This window comes from Cupriavidus sp. 2KB_3 (assembly GCF_052115685.1).
Classification (GTDB): Bacteria; Pseudomonadota; Gammaproteobacteria; order Burkholderiales; family Burkholderiaceae; genus Cupriavidus; species Cupriavidus campinensis.
The window spans coordinates 1-13,613 of sequence record NZ_JBFRHD010000012.1 but is presented as its reverse complement, the minus strand read 5'-3'; the positions used below and the strand labels follow the sequence as shown (position 1 = coordinate 13,613).

Below are 13,613 nucleotides of genomic sequence, written 5' to 3'. Positions count from 1 at the left end.
ATGCTGTTCCCATCCGGACCCGGTCCCGACTATCACAACAATGGTGCGCCAGCCGCCGCGAGCGACGCGAGCGGCGCGGCAGTGCCTGAGCCACGCCCCACCGGTGCCCTTGCGCCACCGGCTGCCCAGGGCGCCCGGAACCTGCGGAAACAAAACAGGACGGCCATCGCAGGCCGCAAACAGAAGGTGGTTTCCCGGTGCCGTGCGGAGCACCTGGCGATGCCTTGGTGAACGGGAAGGAAGATGTTTCAGTCGCAGGTGGTAGTGCTGATCGCAGGCCTGTTTGCGCTGCAGATGGCGGTCGTCTGTGCCGTATTGCGGCGCGCGCCGGGCATGGAACGTAGCGGGCTGACCTCGTGGGCGTTGGGGGACCTGATTGTCACGCTCGCGGTGGTGCTGGTGGCGGCCCATGCGTGGCGCGCCGAATGGCCGCTCCATGGCTTGCCCGAACTGGCGCTAAGCGTGGGTTTGTCGATGATGGTCTATGGCACACGCCATTTCGTCGGCAGGCCGGGTCGGGGCAGGGTGCTGGCTATCGCCAACCTGCCGGCCCTGGTCGCCGTGGGGGCTCATGCGGCCAGCCACCTTGCGCCGGCCTCGCTGCCGGAGTCGGCGGCGCTCGGGGTGTCGCTCTCGCTGGCCGCTTCCTGTATACAAATACTGCTGTCGCTCGAGATCATCCGCATCACGGCGCCGTGCGTGTCGGAGAAGCGTGGCACCGGGCGGCTGGCCGCGCTGTGTCTCTGCTTCGTGGCGCTGGCCTGCGCTGCGCTGGCAGGTATGCAGGCGCTGCCGATGCTGGAGGCGCTGGGCCAGGCGCGCCCACGCGAGCCGGTCGATGCCGATGGCGGCGTCACGGTCTGGTTCGTGTTCGGGGTGGTGGGGTTGTCGGTCAGCTTCGCGCTGATGGCGCACGACCGGTTGCGCCGGATGCTGGAACGTCGCGCGCGGCACGACGACCTGACTGATGTGCTCTCGCGCGGCGCGTTCTGGGAGGAACTCGAACTGGCCTGCAAACAGGCGGAGCGCACTCGGCAGTCGTTCACCGTGGCGTTCATTGACCTCGATCACTTCAAGGCCATCAACGACCTGTATGGCCATCTGGCCGGCGACAGCGTGCTACGCCACTTCGCCGGGCTGCTGCGCAAGGCCGCGCCGCCGGGGGCGGTGCTGGGGCGACTGGGTGGTGAGGAATTTGCCATCGTCCTGCCCGATACCGGGATGGAAGCGGGCCGTGCAGTGAGCCTGCGGCTGAATGCGATCGTGCGCGGCGCGCCGTGCCCCTCGGAACCGGACCCGATTGCCTATACCGTCAGTATCGGCATGGCCGAGCGGCAGGCTGGCGAGAACGCCGATGCCGTCATGCGCCGTGCCGATCGCGCGCTCTACGACGCCAAGCAGATGGGCCGCAACTGCGTGTCGTCGCACGACAGCGGCGAGCCGGTCGGCATGCCGCGCCGGCCCCGCGTGCGCGAACGCGAATCCACCTGATTTCGCGCGCGCGGTGGAGTAGAATGCTGGCCTTGCCGCCACGGCAAGGCTCGTGGCACCCCGGCCGCCCTTAGCTCAGTTGGATAGAGCACTCGCCTTCTAAGCGAGCGGTCAGAGGTTCGAATCCTCTAGGGCGGGCCAAGCTCTTCATGCGGAAGGTTCACGGCGGCGTCGTGCTTTCCACCTCCAGGGCAGGCATCCAGGTTCCGGGTGCAGGCGCCCGTCGTACCGTCCCCCTGACCGTTGCCCGCCGGCCCACCAGTGGCCGAACCAGTGCGATGCTGATCCCGGTCAACTCCCATATCGTCTGATCGTCCACCTGCAGCACGGCCATGGGGTGGGGCGCATTGCCGATGATCCGCACCTCGCCGGTGAGCGAGATGCGCGCGCCCACCGCCGGAGGCGGTGCCGATCCGACGCAGGCCGCGAGGCAACCGGCGGCCGCCATGGCCAGAAGGCCTCGCTTTGTCACTCTCCTCTCCTCATTGGATGACCACCGAAAGCGCGGTGCCGGGTGGCACGCTTACCCGTTCGCTATAGATTCCATGCAGCGCTGGCCTGGCGATGGGAATGCTCGCGTACGGCTGCAGTTGCGTCGGGACGGTCTGCGTTAGCGCGCGGATCCCGGCCAGATTCTGCGGATCGATCAACGGCAGTCGGAGCGCGCCGTCGATGCGCGCCGGAAAGCCGTAGCCAGCCGGGCTGTCGGCGGCCCGCATCAGCGATCCGGCAGTCGCCGAGAAGCGGCGGAGCTGCTCGCCGAGCCCCGCGCCGGTGCTCTCCGCCCGAATCGCCGAGTCAAGGACTGCCAGGGAGTTCTCGCTGCTCACGTCGCGCAGCAGCCGCGAGAAGAACCCCGCGCCAAGCTGGCGATTGAGAAAGCCGCCCAGCGAGCCCGACACCGAGTAGCTCTCGCACGTGTCCCCGAACGGCTCCCACGTGGTCAGGCTGCAGTTGTACATGCCGTTGCGGATCCCGATGTAGTCGCGGAACCGGATATCGCGAATCTCGTTCATGGCTGGGTCAATGGCGTGCCCGACGAAGTCCTCCATCATCATCGCGGTGGCTTCGTCGAGCCAGGTATCGAACAGATATTGTGGACCGTGGCCGGCGCCCCGGCGGTAGAAGTTCTGCAAGTGCATGCCTTCATGCGTCATGGTGCTGGCGACTTGCCTCACGGCAGCGTCATCCGCAACGTACAGCGATTCCGAGTTCAGGAAGAAGCCCATCGCTTCGTTGCTATGGGGGAAGCCGGCACTGCGCCGGATCACGTCGCGCGCGTAGAAATAGCCCATCAGCCGCGCGGATGGGTTGTCGCTGGTCAGCTTGAGGATGACGATATCGAGCGGTTGACCGGTACCGGGGATCAAATCCGCGTACCCATGCGCGCCCCAGAGCGGCCCGCCCACCTGCGTCAGCAGGTCGTAGACCTTCCCGGGCCCCAGGAAGCTGGCGGCAAGCGCATCGATGGTGGCGTCACTGACCTTCGCAAGGCTGTGCTCGGCATTCTCGATCCAGAAGTGGACGGCCGTGCCATCACTGGCCTGTGACTGGCGCACCAGGGTCGCCGTGTGCGGCTGGTCTTGCGCGTCATGCCAGGTGCGGGTCTCGTTGAGCGTGGCTTGGCGCGGGGCGATCCGCGCCTCCCGCGCATCCAGCGCCGCCAGGGGGCGCGTGGCCGCCAGCCGGGCCCAGCCATGGGCGTTGAATTCGCCGATGCGGCGCATGAGTGCACCTTCCTGCCCATCGAGACGCCACGCCTTGCCGATCGCCGACGCGGATGCCTTGGGCACCAGCGGGAGGGCCGGCATAGCCTGCGGCTCGGCGCCCTGGTTAGTGAAGACCAGCGTGACGTCCTGCCCGGAGAGTCCCCGGATGTTGATCGGCACATCGACCGGGGTGGCGCTGGCGTTCACATGCCGCCAGACCCCCACGTTGGTGCCGGCATACGTATTGGCGTCGACGGTGCCACAGTCGGTGCAAGCGACCGACAGCAGGTCAGCCGAAGGCTGGGGAGAAGCCGGGGCAGGTGGGGTGGGTGGGATGGGCGCCGCAGCGGGATGGTCGGACCCGCCATCGCCGCCGCACCCGGCAAGCCCGCCAACGATGCAGCACGCCAGGACCAGCTTCTTCATCATGATTCCTTTCCTCTTCAAGTTGGAAAGGAATCTTTTTCCATGGACCGCCTACCGGGCGATTGATCTGGATCAGTTGCCCGGAGAGATTCGCAATTGTTCTATCTGAACGGCGTCCACACTGGTCCCCGCGAAAGATTGCAGTCCGATGAAGGGTATCTCAGGCGATGACCGTCGGCGCCGCGGCAGCTTGCTCGCGCATGCGACGGGCTTCGTCGCGCAGGAACTGCTGGTAATCGTCCAGATCGCCGTCGAAGGGCTCGACGCCGCCCTTGGTGACCAGCCAGAATTCATCGCAGACGGCGCGTAGCAGGGCCCGGTCGTGACTGACCAGCAGCACCGTGCCTTCGAATTCATTGAGTGCCATGCCTAGCGCTTCGCGCGTGGCCAGGTCGAGGTGGTTGGTCGGCTCGTCGAGCAGCAGCAGGTTGGGGCGCTGCCACACGATCATGCACAACACGAGCCGCGCCTTTTCGCCGCCGCTCATCGTGCTGACTGCCTGATGAACCATGTCGCCACTGAAATTGAAGGTGCCGAGGAAGGTGCGCAGGGATTGTTCGGTGCCACTCTGGCCGGGCGCGCGCATGTGCGGCGGCGTGTCTCTGGCCAGGCGGATCATGTGCTCCATTGGCGTGTCGAGCGGGCGCAGCACATCGAGTTCCTGCTGCGCGAAGTAGCCGATATTCAGGCCCTTGCCTTCGCTGATTTCGCCGGCGACAGGCGCCAGCGCGTGCGCCACCGTCTTCACCAGCGTGGACTTGCCTTGGCCGTTGGCGCCGAGAATGCCGATGCGCTGCCCGGCCAGCACGGAACGGTTGATGCCCTTTACGATGACCGTGGGCGGCGTGCCCGGCAGCGCGTCGGCCGGCGCCGGGTAGCCGAAGCTTGCGTCCAGCATCGACAGCAGTGGGTTCGGGACGTTGAGTGGCTCCTTGAACTCGAAGTTGAACTCCGCATCGGCAAGCACCGGTGCGATCTTCTCCATGCGTTCAAGCGCCTTGACCCGGCTCTGCGCCTGCTTCGCCTTCGAGGCCTTGGCCTTGAAGCGGTCGATGAACTTCTGCAGGTGGGCGATCTTGTCTGCCTGCCTCGCCACCGCGGCCTGCTGCAGCACGAGCTGCTCGGCGCGCATGTCTTCGAACTTGCTGTAGTTACCGCCGTAACGCACCAGCTTGGCATTGTCGACGTGCACCGTCACCTGCGTCACGGCGTCGAGGAACTCCCGGTCGTGGCTGATCACGACCATGGTCCCCTGATAGCGCTTGAGCCAGGCTTCCAGCCAGACCAGTGCGTCGAGGTCAAGGTGATTGGTGGGTTCGTCGAGCAGCAGCAGGTCGGACGGGCACATGAGCGCGCGCGCCAGTTGCAGCCGCATGCGCCAGCCGCCGGAGAAACTGTTGACCGGCTGGCTAAGCTGCGCAGCACCGAAGCCAAGGCCCAGGATCAGCGCCTGGGCACGTGCTGGGGCATCGTGTGCACCAGCGTCGTGCAGGGCCATGTAGGCGTGCGCCATCCGCATGCCGTCGTCGCTGGCCTCGGCGGCGGCAACTTCGGCCTGCGCGGCCAACAGCACGGTGTCACCCTCGACGACGAAATCGGTAGCGCTTTGCTCGGTCTCCGGCATGTCCTGCGCGACCTGGCCCATCTTCCATGCGGCGGGAATCGAAAACTCGCCGCTATCTTCGTGCAGCGTGCCGTTGAGAAGGGCGAAAAAGGACGACTTGCCGGCGCCATTGCGGCCGACGAGACCTATCTTCTCGCCGGGGTTGAAGGTGACGGACGCGCGGTCGAGCACGACGTTGACGCCGCGACGCAGCGTGACATTACGAACGGAAATCATGGGGGAGCTACTTCGGGGAGGATCGCCATGATAGCCGACCGGACACCTGGGGCCCGTTTTTGTTGCGGCGCAGCAAAGACGGCGGGAGGCAATCGACGAAGGAACGAAAAAAAAGCGCCCCGGCTGGGGCGCTCTCCATGGCTGCAGGCCGTTGCCGGGATTACTCCCCCACGCCCCCCGCGCCGACGATATTGAAGCCACCGTCGACATAGGTGATCTCGCCCGTCACGCCGCTGGACAGATCAGACAGCAGGAAGGCGGCCACGTTGCCCACTTCATCGATCGTCACGTTGCGGCGCAGCGGCGCGGCTTCCTCGAAATGCTTGAGAAGCTTGCCGAAGTCTTTGATGCCGGACGCGGCCAGCGTCTTGATCGGGCCGGCCGAAATGCCGTTGGCGCGGATCCCGCGCTCGCCCACAGCCTCGGCCAGGTAGCGCACGCTTGCCTCGAGCGACGCCTTGGCCAGGCCCATTGTGTTGTAGTTCGGAACCACGCGTTCGGCGCCGAGGTAGGTCAGCGTGAGCAGCGATGCCTTGTCGGACAGCAGGGGCAGCGCGGCCTTGGCCAGTGCGGGGAAGCTGTAGGCCGAGATGTCATGCGCGATGCGGAAGCCTTCGCGCGACAGCCCGTCCAGGAAATTGCCGGCGATGGCTTCGCGCGGCGCGAAGCCGATCGAATGCACCAATCCGTCGAATTTTTCCCAGCGCTGCCCCAGAGCGGCGAAAGTCGCGGTAATCTGCTCATCGCTGCCCACGTCGCACTCATAGATCATGTCGGAGCCGAATTCCTTGGCGAAGTCGCTGATGCGGTCCTTGAAACGTTCGCCGACATAAGTGAAGGCCAGCTCGGCGCCCTCGCGCTTGCATGCGGAGGCGATGCCATAGGCGATCGAGCGGTTGGACAGCAAGCCGGTGATCAGGATCCGCTTACCTGCCAGAAATCCCATAAGTTCTCCAAGATATGTGAGGGTGGGGCGGGCATGTTTCATGCTCGGCCCCCGGGGCCGGTGCACGACGGGTAAAGTTCCCCGCAGTTTGTTGCGCCGCGTAGAGGGAATGTCCGGATGGCTGGAGGCCACCCGGACGCATGTAAAATTGTCGCACAACTTCGCCCGGCCACAAGACGCCGGGCATGTCCAGGTCAGAGTGGAGGTCTGCAACGGGATGCCTATTCGCGCACGTTGGCCGCTTCAGGCGGCAGGGCAGTGCTTTCGTCGTGGCGCGTTGCTGCAGAAGGTGCGGGGGCTGGCGCCATTGGCGCTGTGGATGTTCGTACTGGCTTCGGGTTTTCCCGCATTGGCGCATGCCGCGCACGGATTTGCCCTGCATGGCGACCTCAAGTATCCGGCCGATTTCAAGCAATTCGACTACGTCAACCCCGATGCCCCCCAGGGCGGCACGCTGACGCTGGCCAACCCCGACCGACGCACGAGCTTCGACAAGTTCAATCCGTTCACGCTCAAGGGCACCGCGGCGCCCGGCTTGAACGCGCTGATGTTCGAGTCGCTGCTGATCAGCAGCGCGGACGAAACCGCCAGCGCCTATGGCCTGCTGGCCGATGACGTTACCGTGGCGCCCGACGCGCTGTCCGTCACCTTCCACATCCGGCCCGAGGCGCGCTTCACCAATGGCGATCCGGTCACGGCCTCGGACGTCAAGTACTCGTACGACATGCTGATGAGCAAGTCGGCCAGCCCTGGCTACCGCAGCATGTGTACCGACGTGAAGGCCGTGGTCGTGACCGGCGAGCGCACCGTGCGCTTCGACTTCAAGCAGCGCAACACGGAATTGCCGCTGATCGTCGGCTCTCTGCCCGTGTTCTCGAAGAAATGGACCGCCAAGGTGTCGTTCGACAAGCTGACCTTCGAGGAACCCATCACCAGCGGCCCCTACGTCATCGAACGCTACGACGCCGGCCGCGGCATCATTTTCAAGCGGAATCCGAGCTATTGGGGCAAGGATCTGGCCGTGCGGCGCGGCACGTTCAACTTCGGCCGCGTGGTCTACCGACTCTATAAGGACGAGACGGCCAAACTGGAGGCGTTCAAGGCCGGCGAGTTCGATGCCATCGTCGAGTATCGCTCGAAAAACTGGGCGAAAAGCTATGTCGGCACGCACTTTCGCAACGGCGAGCTGATCAAGACCGAGTTCCCGCACCGCAACGGCGCCGGCATGCAGGGTTTCGTGATGAACCTGCGCAAACCGGTGTTTCAGGACGTGCGCGTCCGCCGCGCGCTGATCCTGGCGCTGGACTTCGAATGGCTGAACCGCCAGTTGTTCTATGGCGCGTACAAGCGGCTGGACAGCTGGTTCTCGAATAGCGAGCTGGCCGCCAGCGCTACGTTCGACAGCCGCCCCGGCCCGGGCGAGCTGGCGCTGCTGGAACCGCTGCGCGCCCAGTTGCCGGCGGAGGTGTTCGGCCTCGATGTGGTGCAGCCTACCACCAACGCGCCGCGCTCGCTGCGCGACAACCTGCGCGAAGCCCGCCGCCTGCTGGCCCAGGCCGGCTGGACCTACGAGGACGGCGCGCTGCGCAACGCCAAGCGCGAGCCGCTGGTGTTCGAATTCCTCGATGACGGCGGGGCGATGAGCCGGGTGATCACCACCTATGTGCGCAATCTGGAGAAGCTCGGCATCGAGGTGCACCAGCGCACCACCGACTTCGCCCTGTATCAGAAGCGTCTGGAGGATTTCGACTTCGACATGGTGTCGATCCGCTTCCCGGACTCGCAAAGCCCCGGCAACGAGCTGCGCGACCGCTTCACGACCGAGGCCGCGACCACGCCTGGCTCGGACAACCTGTTCGGCGTGAAATCGCCGGCCATCGACAAGCTGGTAGATCACGTGCTGCACGCGCACACCCGCGACGAACTCGTCACGGCCGGCCGCGCGCTGGACCGCGTGCTGATGCACGGGTACTACATCGTGCCAAACTGGTACAGTGCCTCGCATCGCGTGGCCTATCGCAAGACCATGTCCTACCCGACCCGGCTGCCGTACTTCTATACGGCGGAGGGCTGGATCCTCTCCAACTGGTGGCGGAACGATCTGACGCCGAAGACCCAATGACGGCACTGACGGAACCCGGACGCGCATGATTGCCTACCTGCTCAAACGCATCCTGCTGATGATTCCGACCCTGATCGGGGTCATCACGCTGACTTTCGTCGTGATCCAGTTCGTGCCGGGCGGCCCGGTGGAGCAGATGATGCTCGAACTCAAGGGCCGTGGCGGCGGCGGGGAGGCCAGCGGCGGCGGGGCGGAATACCGCGGCCGGCGCGGCGTGGACCCGGACAAGATCAAGGAAATCCAGGCGCTCTACGGCTTCGACAAGCCGCCGATCGAGCGCTATTTCATGATGCTGAAGCGCTTCGCCCAGTTCGACCTGGGCCAGAGCTACTTCCAGCACCGCAGCGTCTGGGAGCTGGTGAAGTCGAAACTGCCGGTGTCGATCAGCCTCGGGCTCTGGACGTTTTTTCTGACTTATCTGATATCGGTCCCGCTCGGGATCTCGAAGGCGATCCGGGCGGGCAGTCGTTTCGATGTCATCAGCAGCATGATCGTGCTGGTGGGCTACGCGATTCCGGGCTTCGTGCTCGGGGTGCTGCTGCTGGTGCTGTTCGGTGGCGGCACGTTCGTCCAGTGGTTCCCGCTGCGCGGGCTGACCTCAGACAACTGGGACCAGCTCACGCTGATGGGCAAGGTGATGGACTACCTCTGGCACCTGGTGCTGCCGATCACGGCGTCGGTGGTGGGCAGCTTCGCCGTCATCACCATGCTGACCAAGAACGCGTTCCTGGAGGAAATCCGCAAGCAGTACGTGCTGACTGCACGGGCCAAGGGCCTCGCGGAGCGGCGCGTGCTCTGGAAGCACGTGTTCCGCAACGCGCTGATCCCGCTCGTCACCGGCTTCCCGGCGGCGTTCATCGGCGCGTTCTTCACCGGTTCGCTGCTGATCGAGACGCTGTTTTCGCTCGACGGGCTGGGCCTGTTGTCCTATGAAGCCGTGTTGCGCCGCGACTACCCAGTCGTGCTCGGCACGCTCTACCTGTTCACGCTGATCGGGCTCGTCACGCGCCTGATTTCGGATGTCTGCTACGTAATGGTCGACCCGCGCATTCACTTCGAGGGCATGCACCGATGAGCATTCTCTCCCACGGTGCGGTGCCCAACGGGCTGCCACACTCGCCGTCGCCGCGCCAGCGCGCTTGGCAACGCTTCCGCCGCAACCGGCTGGGCTACTGGAGCCTGATCCTGTTCGTGGTGATCTTCGTCCTGAGCCTGTGCGCCGAGGTGCTGTCGAGCGACCGCCCGCTGGTGGTGCGCTACAAGGGCGAATACTACTTCCCGATCGTCAAGGTCTACCCGGAAACCACGTTCGACGGCGACTTCCCGACCCGTACCGACTACCTCGATCCCTTCATCCGCGACCGGATCACCACGCATGGCAATTTCGCGATTTTTCCTGTGAATCAGTATTCCTACGATTCGCTGAACTACTTCGCCAAGGAGCCGAATCCGGCGCCGCCGTCGTCCGAGAACTGGCTTGGCACCGACGATCGCGGCCGTGACGTGCTGGCGCGGCTGATCTACGGTTTCCGCGTGTCCGTGCTGTTCGGCATGGCGCTGACGATCATCGGTGTACTAGTTGGCACGCTCACCGGCGCGTTGATGGGCTTTTTTGGCGGGCGTTTCGACCTGTTCTCGCAGCGCGCCATCGAGATCTGGAGTTCGATGCCCGAGCTGTACCTGCTGATCATCTTCGCGTCGATCTTCGAGCCAAGTTTGGCGCTGCTGATCATCCTGCTGTCGCTGTTCGGCTGGATGGGGCTGTCCGACTACGTGCGGGCCGAGTTCTACCGCAACCGCTCGCTCGACTATGTGAAGGCAGCACGCGCGCTGGGCCTGTCCAATGTCCAGATCATGTGGCGCCATATCCTGCCCAACAGCCTGACACCGGTGATTACCTTCCTGCCGTTCCGGATGAGCGCGGCCATCCTGGCGCTGACCAGCCTCGATTTCCTGGGCCTGGGCGTGCCGCCGACGACGCCGAGCCTGGGCGAGCTGCTGGCGCAAGGCAAGGGCAACCTTGATGCCTGGTGGATTTCGCTGTCCACGTTCGCGGTGCTCGTTATCACGCTGTTGCTGCTGACCTTCATGGGCGATGCGCTGCGCGATGCGTTCGATACACGTCTGGGGCTGGCCCAGCTGCGTGGTCGTGTGGAGCCTAAAGCACCTGCGGGAAGCCCTGCCGCGGAGGCCGTGCAATGAGCCTCGCTGCAACGTTCCCCGATGCCGTGGCCCCGCTGGCGCCCGGTACGCAATTGATGTGTGTGGACCGGCTGTCCGTGACCTTCGGCGAGGGCGAGCACGCCACGCGCGCCGTGCGCGAGGTCAGCTTCGACCTGCGTGCCGGCGAGCGCTACGCGCTGGTCGGCGAGTCCGGTTCGGGCAAGACCGTGACCGCGCTGGCCATGCTGCGGCTGGTTGGCGACGCCCACTACCAGGGTGCCATCCGCTTCGAGGGCCAGGACCTGCTGCGCGTGTCCGACCGCGAGATGCGGCGCATCCGAGGGTCCGAGATCGCCATGATTTTCCAGGAGCCGATGACGGCCCTGAACCCGCTCTACACCATCGGCAACCAGATCGTGGAGACGCTGGCGCTGCACGAGGGCCTGGACCGCCGCGCCGCGCGCGACCGTGCCATCGCGCTGCTCGAGCGGACCGGCATCAGCGACGCCGCCAACCGGTTCAACAGCTTCCCGCACCAGTTGTCGGGCGGCCAGCGCCAGCGTGCGATGATCGCCATGGCCCTGGCCTGCCGGCCCAAGCTGCTGCTGGCCGACGAGCCGACCACGGCGCTCGACGTGACCATCCGCGCCCAGATCCTGGATCTGCTGCGCGACCTCCAGGCCGAGTTCGGCATGGCGGTGATGCTGATCACCCATGACCTGAACCTGGTGCGCGCGTTCGCGCAGCGGGTGGGGGTGATGGAGAAGGGCGTGCTGGTGGAGTCCGGCGAGACGGCCGAGGTGTTCGCCAATCCGCGCCATCCGTACACGCGCAAGCTGATCGATAGCCGCCCGCGCCGCGAGGTGCTGCCGCTGGTGCCACTGGCCCCGGTGCTGCTGGAGACCGATGCGCTCTGCGTCAGCTATGCCAAGAAACGCGCCGGGTTTGCCGGCTGGTTCTCGAAGGAGCAGTTCGTGGCCGTGAAGGACGTGAACCTGCAACTGCGCGAGGGCGAGACGGTCGGTATCGTCGGCGAATCTGGCTCCGGCAAGACCACGCTGGCCCACGCCGTGCTGGCGCTCCAGCGCAAGAGCAGCGGGGCCATCCGCTTCCTGGGGCGTGCGTTCGACGCATGCACGCACAAGGAGCGCAGTGCGCTGCGGTCGCGCATGCAGGTGGTATTCCAGGACCCGTTCGGCTCGCTGTCGCCCAGAATGACCATCGAGCAGATCGTCGGGGAGGGCCTCGCCCTGCATCAGCCGGGGCTGTCGCCCGAGGCGATGCGCGAGCGCGTGATCGAGGCCCTGCGCGAGGTGGGGATGGACCGCACGGCGCTGGGCCGCTATCCGCACGAGTTCTCGGGCGGCCAGCGGCAACGTATTGCGATTGCCCGTGTGTTGATCCTGAAGCCGCAGGTGTTGGTGCTCGATGAGCCGACTTCTGCACTTGACGTCTCGATCCAGCAGCAGGTGCTGGCGCTGCTTTCCCAGCTCCAGCACAAGTACAACCTCAGCTATCTGTTCATCAGCCATGATCTTGCGGTGATTCGTGCGATGGCGCACCGCGTGGTCGTGATGAAAAATGGTGAAGTGGTGGAAGCAGGTGAGACGGATACGGTACTTGGCGCACCGCAGCATCCGTATACGCGCAAGCTGATGGCGGCCGCGCAGTTGGGGGCCGTCTGAGTGATGTGCATCGCAGCAGGCATGCCGCACCAGCATGACAGCGCGATGTATCACATCGCCGTTATGCGGAATACGAGAAAAAAGATACGTTTTTCACGCTAGCTCATTGATTTGGCTGCGATTTCGGGCGAATTTGTAACCATCTTTGACACGACAATGACAGTCATTTACCATCCCGCGATGGCTATTTTTGAGGGTGGTCTGTCGGTCGCATGCTGACCTTTGGGAAGGTCAATCACGCATCCGAATCGTGCACCGTGCGCTGGCATATGTCTTGCGTACATACCGCCCTGATGTCTAGCGTTTGTCCGGCAATGTCTGACATGCCGGTCAGATAAATCCGATTATCAGGAGAACCAATGCAACGAACGGTACTTCATTCCCTGGCGCGCGCCGCTATTGGAATTGCCATTGCATGCGGTGCGACTGTGTCGAATGGAGTGCTGGCGGATACGGTGTTCAAGGACCCGGACGCCCGGATCGATGCCCGCGCGGAACTGAGCGCGGATGCCCATCCGGAAGGCAAGCGTGGCTTGCTGTCGTCGGTGATGAACTCCACCAGCAACGTTGCCAGCAAGGCTGGCGACCTGGTCATGAACGCGCTGGGCCTGATTGGCGTGCGTTATCGCTTCGGCGGTAACAGCCCCGAATCCGGCCTGGACTGCAGCGGTTTCGTCCGCTACGTGTTCAACGACACCTTCGGCTTCGTGTTGCCGCGTCGCTCTGTCGAAATCAGCAAGGTTGGCACCACTGTGGCGGTCAACGAACTGCGTCCGGGTGACCTGGTGTTCTTCAACACCATGCGCCATACGTTCTCGCACGTCGGCATCTATATTGGCGACAACAAGTTCGTGCATGCGCCGTCCACCGGCAGCAAGATCCGCGTGGACGACATGCGCGCCAGCTACTGGGTAACGCGCTACAACGGCGCGCGACGCATCGACGATGCCTCGCGCGGCGACGCCGACAACGGCATGGGCAGCATGGTCGAGACGCTCAAGCGCTTCGATCCGGCCGCCCAGGGTCGCTCGCTATACGGCGGCTGAACCGGCTGCTTGCCAGACAAAAAAAGGACTGCCTCGGTGAACTGACCCCCTAAAGTTGGACGGGTAAGTTAGGCCGCGGCCAAGGGCTGGGTCCTGTATTGCACAGGACTCAGCCCTTTTAGCTTGAGCTTGATGCGGTCGTGATTGTAGTACCGGATGTATTCGGCTATGCCACGACGCAACTG

The 13,613-nt window shown here is 64.7% G+C and carries 11 protein-coding genes and 1 tRNA gene; 7 read left to right on the top strand and 5 right to left on the bottom strand.

The genetic code is table 11. The features are described from left to right. Positions 1-243 precede the first annotated feature (243 nt). Together AB4120_RS14285 and AB4120_RS14280 are read left to right on the top strand one after the other, a co-directional pair. Positions 244-1,491 carry a GGDEF domain-containing protein gene (locus AB4120_RS14285; RefSeq protein ID WP_441642456.1) on the top strand — a complete coding sequence of 416 codons (1,248 nt, stop codon included), beginning with the start codon at positions 244-246 and terminating at the stop codon, positions 1,489-1,491. A gap of 64 nt (positions 1,492-1,555) precedes the next feature. Further along, positions 1,556-1,632, top strand: a tRNA-Arg gene (locus AB4120_RS14280). A gap of 19 nt (positions 1,633-1,651) precedes the next feature. Here AB4120_RS14280 and AB4120_RS14275 read toward each other — a convergent pair. The 4 genes from AB4120_RS14275 to fabI form a co-directional block, all read right to left on the bottom strand. After that, positions 1,652-1,963 (bottom strand): hypothetical protein, encoded by a 312-nt coding sequence (locus AB4120_RS14275; RefSeq protein WP_149135683.1) that lies wholly within the window; start codon positions 1,961-1,963, stop codon positions 1,652-1,654. Between the two features lie 10 nt (positions 1,964-1,973). After that, positions 1,974-3,629 carry a M30 family zinc metallopeptidase gene (locus tag AB4120_RS14270; RefSeq protein ID WP_441642455.1) on the bottom strand — a complete coding sequence of 552 codons (1,656 nt, stop codon included), beginning with the start codon at positions 3,627-3,629 and terminating at the stop codon, positions 1,974-1,976. Positions 3,630-3,786: 157 nt separating this feature from the next. Next, a complete protein-coding gene (locus tag AB4120_RS14265) occupies positions 3,787-5,466 on the bottom strand; it encodes an ABC-F family ATP-binding cassette domain-containing protein (RefSeq protein WP_149137489.1) in 1,680 nt (559 codons plus the stop codon). Between the two features lie 160 nt (positions 5,467-5,626). After that, positions 5,627-6,412 (bottom strand): enoyl-ACP reductase FabI, encoded by a 786-nt coding sequence (gene fabI / locus AB4120_RS14260; RefSeq protein ID WP_149137490.1) that lies wholly within the window; start codon positions 6,410-6,412, stop codon positions 5,627-5,629. A 217-nt stretch (positions 6,413-6,629) separates the two neighbouring features. On the opposite strand from fabI, the gene AB4120_RS14255 reads away from it, so the two are divergent. The 5 genes from AB4120_RS14255 (at position 6,630) to AB4120_RS14235 (ending at position 13,428) form a co-directional block, all read left to right on the top strand. Next, on the top strand, positions 6,630-8,534 hold the full coding sequence (locus AB4120_RS14255; protein ID WP_149135684.1) for an extracellular solute-binding protein: 1,905 nt from the start codon (positions 6,630-6,632) through the stop codon (positions 8,532-8,534). Positions 8,535-8,559: 25 nt separating this feature from the next. After that, positions 8,560-9,609 (top strand): microcin C ABC transporter permease YejB, encoded by a 1,050-nt coding sequence (locus AB4120_RS14250; RefSeq protein WP_092289763.1) that lies wholly within the window; start codon positions 8,560-8,562, stop codon positions 9,607-9,609. Then, entirely contained in the window at positions 9,606-10,736 is a 1,131-nt protein-coding gene (locus tag AB4120_RS14245; RefSeq protein ID WP_149135685.1) for an ABC transporter permease, read from the top strand. The genes AB4120_RS14250 and AB4120_RS14245 overlap by 4 nt, the downstream gene beginning before the upstream one ends. Further along, positions 10,733-12,382 (top strand): ABC transporter ATP-binding protein, encoded by a 1,650-nt coding sequence (locus AB4120_RS14240; RefSeq protein ID WP_441642454.1) that lies wholly within the window; start codon positions 10,733-10,735, stop codon positions 12,380-12,382. Before AB4120_RS14245 ends, AB4120_RS14240 begins: the two co-directional genes overlap by 4 nt. Before the next feature lie 359 nt (positions 12,383-12,741). Beyond that, positions 12,742-13,428 (top strand): C40 family peptidase, encoded by a 687-nt coding sequence (locus AB4120_RS14235; protein ID WP_149135687.1) that lies wholly within the window; start codon positions 12,742-12,744, stop codon positions 13,426-13,428. A 68-nt stretch (positions 13,429-13,496) separates the two neighbouring features. Here the strand turns inward: AB4120_RS14235 and AB4120_RS14230 are convergent. Continuing rightward, positions 13,497-13,613, bottom strand: a 117-nt coding sequence (locus AB4120_RS14230) for an IS3 family transposase (protein WP_441641843.1), incomplete at its 5' end; no start/stop codon positions are given.

Coding starts and splice junctions, on each gene's coding strand:
- AB4120_RS14285 (WP_441642456.1), top strand. CDS start 244: ATGTTTCAGTCGCAGGTGGTAGTGCTGATCGCAGGCCTGTTTGCGCTG.
- AB4120_RS14270 (WP_441642455.1), bottom strand. CDS start 3,629: ATGATGAAGAAGCTGGTCCTGGCGTGCTGCATCGTTGGCGGGCTTGCC.
- AB4120_RS14265 (WP_149137489.1), bottom strand. CDS start 5,466: ATGATTTCCGTTCGTAATGTCACGCTGCGTCGCGGCGTCAACGTCGTG.
- fabI (WP_149137490.1), bottom strand. CDS start 6,412: ATGGGATTTCTGGCAGGTAAGCGGATCCTGATCACCGGCTTGCTGTCC.
- AB4120_RS14255 (WP_149135684.1), top strand. CDS start 6,630: ATGCCTATTCGCGCACGTTGGCCGCTTCAGGCGGCAGGGCAGTGCTTT.
- AB4120_RS14250 (WP_092289763.1), top strand. CDS start 8,560: ATGATTGCCTACCTGCTCAAACGCATCCTGCTGATGATTCCGACCCTG.
- AB4120_RS14245 (WP_149135685.1), top strand. CDS start 9,606: ATGAGCATTCTCTCCCACGGTGCGGTGCCCAACGGGCTGCCACACTCG.
- AB4120_RS14240 (WP_441642454.1), top strand. CDS start 10,733: ATGAGCCTCGCTGCAACGTTCCCCGATGCCGTGGCCCCGCTGGCGCCC.
- AB4120_RS14235 (WP_149135687.1), top strand. CDS start 12,742: ATGCAACGAACGGTACTTCATTCCCTGGCGCGCGCCGCTATTGGAATT.